General features: G+C 37.6%; 5 protein-coding genes. All 5 read right to left on the bottom strand.

What is annotated here, in order from left to right:
- Positions 1-255: 255 nt before the first annotated feature.
- Complete coding sequence (locus GM612_RS12120) at positions 256-1,038, bottom strand: DUF4422 domain-containing protein (protein ID WP_343031908.1); 783 nt, start codon at positions 1,036-1,038, stop codon at positions 256-258.
- 51 nt (positions 1,039-1,089) lie between these two features.
- Entirely contained in the window at positions 1,090-1,863 is a 774-nt protein-coding gene (locus GM612_RS12115) for a tyrosine-protein phosphatase (protein WP_155432604.1), read from the bottom strand.
- An 18-nt stretch (positions 1,864-1,881) separates the two neighbouring features.
- Positions 1,882-2,607 (bottom strand): CpsD/CapB family tyrosine-protein kinase, encoded by a 726-nt coding sequence (locus tag GM612_RS12110; RefSeq protein WP_155432602.1) that lies wholly within the window; start codon positions 2,605-2,607, stop codon positions 1,882-1,884.
- Positions 2,608-2,618: 11 nt separating this feature from the next.
- Positions 2,619-3,479, bottom strand: a complete 861-nt coding sequence (locus tag GM612_RS12105) for a YveK family protein (protein ID WP_155432601.1) — start codon at positions 3,477-3,479, stop codon at positions 2,619-2,621.
- 230 nt (positions 3,480-3,709) lie between these two features.
- Entirely contained in the window at positions 3,710-4,708 is a 999-nt protein-coding gene (locus GM612_RS12100; protein ID WP_155432600.1) for an LCP family glycopolymer transferase, read from the bottom strand.
- Between the last annotated feature and the right edge of the window lie 165 nt (positions 4,709-4,873).

The following is a 4,873-nucleotide window of genomic DNA, read 5'->3' as shown; positions in this document are numbered from 1 at the left end:
ACTAGAATTTATATTCTGTTTTGCACATCTAGTCGTACAGAAAACTTTTACACGTTAATTACAAATATTGCTTCTAAAAAGTCTTCCAGTCCTAAGTCCATAGTCTTCTGTCTTCTTGAAAGATGCCTTTCCCACAGTATTCAAAAACTCTAATTTAGAAAAATCTATAAAAATCTGTAATGTATTTTTAAAATTTAGACATCAGTTAAATTATTATAGTTATTGGTATCATAGGACACTAATCCATTTGTCATTTCACTCAAAATGCGTTTTTCTGACCCCTATATTGAACTTCCTACCAACAAAAAAGAAAATTTTTCTAAATGTGTGTTTACCACCTAATTGAATCCAAGGAGTTTCCGTGTACTTAATATGATTTTTCTCAACCCAAACATCCATCAATAATTCGGAAATATACCCAAAAGCTCTGGCCTCTTGGGAAGAATATTGCGAAACATCAATTCTAGCCTCTAATTTATTAAGTATGCCAAACATCCATTCACAATAATTATCAAATATATTTTTCTTCATCACAAACATGTTAAACATATGTGCACTACGCATTTTCATAACATGGTCAAAAGACTTTAAATAACCTGGATATTGTTCTTTCACTATTTCTCTAGTCTGATCTAGTGGCTCACTGTGATGAGCATGCACATAATGGGTATAGTTAGTCTCTATATAATACCTTCGCTTTTTTGGAAGTATCAGGTCATAATTTGTAAGCATTTTTTCAATCTGACTTTGCCTTAAAACGTTGGCAGAACCGACGCTTCTCTTAGGTGCTAGATATCGGCGATATTGAACTAACCCAATTGCGTCAACATCATTCAAATTTTTCCAAGCCCAGTATGCAGCTGTTAATTCATTGTAATTTGGATTTTTATCAGATATGTTGTCCCCCATATCATCACGTTGAAAATTAATATTCTCATGCCAATTTCTGGATGCTCCAACTAAGATCGGCAAGTAAAGATCTAAATCTTTTGGCATATTTGCCAATTTATGAGTTGCAACTAAAATCTTTATTTTAATTAATAACCCCCCCTTCCCTTAAAGATTCTGAAAAGTTGTTTCCTTCAAAATTTAAAACCAACCTAACAGTCCTCTACGTTTTGCTTTTATCTGTTGAAGCTGATGAGGTATTACTAATTCGCCATTAATAACTGCTTTGGCATTTTCATCAAATTCTTTCGCAATCTTTTTACCGAATTCCCCTTGTAGTTTTTCAAATGCCTGCTTCATCTCAAACCTTCGTCCTGGTAAATCATGAGCATCAGAAGAAAAAATATACGCTTGGCCGGTTTCAATAAGTTGACCACTGAATCTTTCAACTTTAGTACCAAATGTTCCAACGTAACTACTTGCTGTTATTTGAGATAAACATCCCTTTTGTAAAAGGTTATAAATTAAATCTGGATACTTCATAATTCTAGTGTTACGTTCTGGATGGACTATCACTGGTATAATTCCCCGTTGCTGTAATTGATAGACCATATCGTCCGTGTAGGCTGGCACGTCATCATCGGGAAACTCAAGCATTAAATAACGGTTTCCTTCATCAGCAAACAAAATGTCATCCTGATCTAGCGCAGTAAGTAAGTCACCGTTGATTCGAACTTCTTGTCCCGGGAAAACAGTCAAATTAATATGATGTGCATTCAATTGTTTCTGAAATTCTTTTGTCTCCCTAATTACATCTACTTTATGATTGATATACACACCATTCATATGATGAGGCGTCAGTAGCGCGAAACTAATTCCATCTTTAACTGCCTCAGATGCTAGCCTAAGCGATGTCTCCATATCCTTTGACCCATCATCTACACCTGGCAACAAATGGCAATGAAGGTCTATCATCATAATCATCCCTTCAAATTATTTTTCGTACCCATAACCATACCCATAGCCATATCCGTAACCATTCTTAGAAACAACATCATTAAGTACATAACCTAGTAAATTGGCCTTCACCATTGTCAACAATTCTTTGGCACGCTTAACGGCTGCTCTTTGAGCCACTCCTTGCCGAACCACCAATACAACACCATCAACGTTGGCAGATATAATTTGAGTATCCGTCACTGATAATAACGGTGGTACATCAAGAATCACTAAGTCATACTCTGCTTCAACTGACTGAAGAAAATTCTTCATCCGATTCGAATTTAACAGTTCTGCCGGATTCGGCGGGATGGGTCCGCTGGTAATTATGGATAAATTATCGATAACGTTACTGGAAATCACACTATGATAATCTTCATTATTAACCAGAATAGTTGATAATCCTTGCGTATTAGGAAGACCAAACGTTGTATGCAATGTTGGACGACGTAGATCGGCATCTATAAATAGGACCTTCTTACCTTGTTGTGCCCAAGTTACAGCAACATTCGAAGATACAGTCGACTTCCCTTCACTCACATCGGAGGAAGTAAAAAGAATCGTCTTTAACTGTCTATCAACACTCGAGAAATCAATATTAGTCCGAATCGTTCTGAACTGTTCAGACACTATGTTCTTTGGTTCAACTGCTGTAACCAGCTTGACCCCATTTTCTATAGTGTCATTTGATAAACGCTTTTTATGATGAAACAATGGCATCTCAGTTCCTCCTATACCCGAACTCGTCTGCTACGGTTTGAATCTTCACGACTATTCGTTTTTGTCACCATTCTAGTATTGTTGATCTTAATGTTTGCCACGTGTCCTAAATTGGTGAGTCCCAACTCCTCAGTTAAGAAGTCATCTTCTTTAACCGTTGTATCGGTTAATTCTTTAATGAGCGCATAGCCCATTCCAATTAGCAAACCGAAAACCAATCCTATTAATACAATTAACTTCGTCCGTGGGGAAGTTTTAGTGTAATTTGGTGTGGCCTTAGAAATAACTGTCACATTATTCACACTCATCATTTTCTGAATGTTGGTTTTAAAAACTTGAGCGACTTCATTGGCAACCGCTGCAGACTTTCCAGGATTATCGGTCTTAACGGTTAAAGAGAATACCTGGGAATTTTGCTGATTAGAAATAGAAATTGCTTTTTGCATTTCTCCAATACCCACATCGTACGCAGTACCCGATGCTTTATACACGGCTGGCTTGGCCGCTTGAACTAAAGTTCTCTTTCCAGTGACTCCATTCGTCCGATAAACGGCTTTTGTAGCTTTACGAACCAACTTAGCCGGGTGTGCTAGATTAGACTTAACTTGCCTCAATATTGACTGATTAGTAACAATATCTTTATAGGTGCTAATCATTTGAACGTCAGCTTGCTGATTCTGAGCTGCTAATGCCGGATTGTTATCATCCTTTTGATTAGCTAAAAGCTGTGTAGTTGAAGAATACTTCGGTGTCATCGCAAACTCCGCGACACCAAAGGCAATCAAGCCGAAACCAATTGTTGCGATAATAATAAATAATATATGTTTGCGTAAGATCCCAAACATTTGCCGTAAATCTAAGGTGCTATCCATGCTTTCCCTCCGAGATGGTCGTTTTCTAACAATACTAGTAACAATTATTTAACAGAACCGATAAAAAAACAAGATTTTCTTAAGACATTTAACTAAATTGATACATATGACATTATTCAGGTCTGTACAATAATACCATGTTTGTTTATTAATGCGCACTCAGCTTTCAAATTCATAATTCACTAGGAATACCAAAAAAGCAACCATCATCACTGATGATTGCAGAAAGGCTATTGATTGCTTGAATTCAAACCAAGACTCTGGTGTAACTCATTAGATACACGAGTTCGTTCGGCGGAAGAAACAACCTCGAACGATTGACCACCAATCATTTCAGTAGTTCCTTGAGCGTGATCAGATGTGCTGTTCTTACCTGCATTTCTGTAATGCAAGGCTAAACCTAACATATCATTCCTAGTTAGATCGGTTTGCATCTCATCCGCAATAGCCATTAGGAAATCATCATTCAAAACTGTTTTGTAAGAAATCGACTTCTTTAACAGTGCTGCGATAATGAGTCGTTGACGTTCCTGGCGCCCATAGTCACCTCGTGGATCATCATAACGCATTCGTGAGAACTTAAGGGCTTTACTACCATTCAAGTGATAGGTCTGACCCTTTTTAAAGGTGGCACCCTCATAATTGAACGACAGTGGTGAAGTTACGTCCACACCGCCGACTTTATCAATCGCTTTTTCAAGACCACCCATATTAATTAACAGATAATAGTCAATTGGCACATGTAAGTAGTCCTGAACAGTGGTAATAGTTTCCTTTACACCGCCATAAGTATATGCAGCATTGATTTTAGCAGGTGAGTATTTGGCATAACCCGGTAAGTTTACCTTCATATCACGTGGCAAACTAACCATGGTTGTTTTATTAGTCTTAGGATTGATTGTCATGATCATGATTGTATCCGTCCGACCCTTATAACTCCGGCCAAGCGCGCCAGTATCTGTCCCCAATAAAAGAATTGATACTGGCTTTTGCTTAGAGATCACCTTGCTGGCAGATCGTAATTTAGGTGCTCCAGCGCTCTTGTAAATCACCTTAGAAGTCTGCGAGAGCTTGTGCCAAGCGTATGCAACGTACATACCACTGCCGACTACCAGAATGGCCAAGATGGCAATGATTGTATTCCTCACCCGATGATGACGATGATGGTGGTGATGGTGATGTTGCTGCTGCGGTCGCTGTAAATTTAAGTCTTTGTTATCTTCACTCATTTGTCTCAAATCCCCTAATTCCAATTAAATATGATATTCGACTCTCAATCTCACTATACATCTTTCCATTTTATTAAGAACCCGTCAAGCTTTTCTGTAGATTAGAATACATTAAAAGCCAGTTTTTTTAAAATCCAAAACAAAATCTTAGTTAATTTTGAAGTT

The sequence above is a fragment of the Secundilactobacillus folii genome (assembly GCF_009720675.1).
GTDB lineage: Bacteria > Bacillota > Bacilli > Lactobacillales > Lactobacillaceae > Secundilactobacillus > Secundilactobacillus folii.
This window is presented reverse-complemented; position numbering and strand designations above follow the sequence as displayed.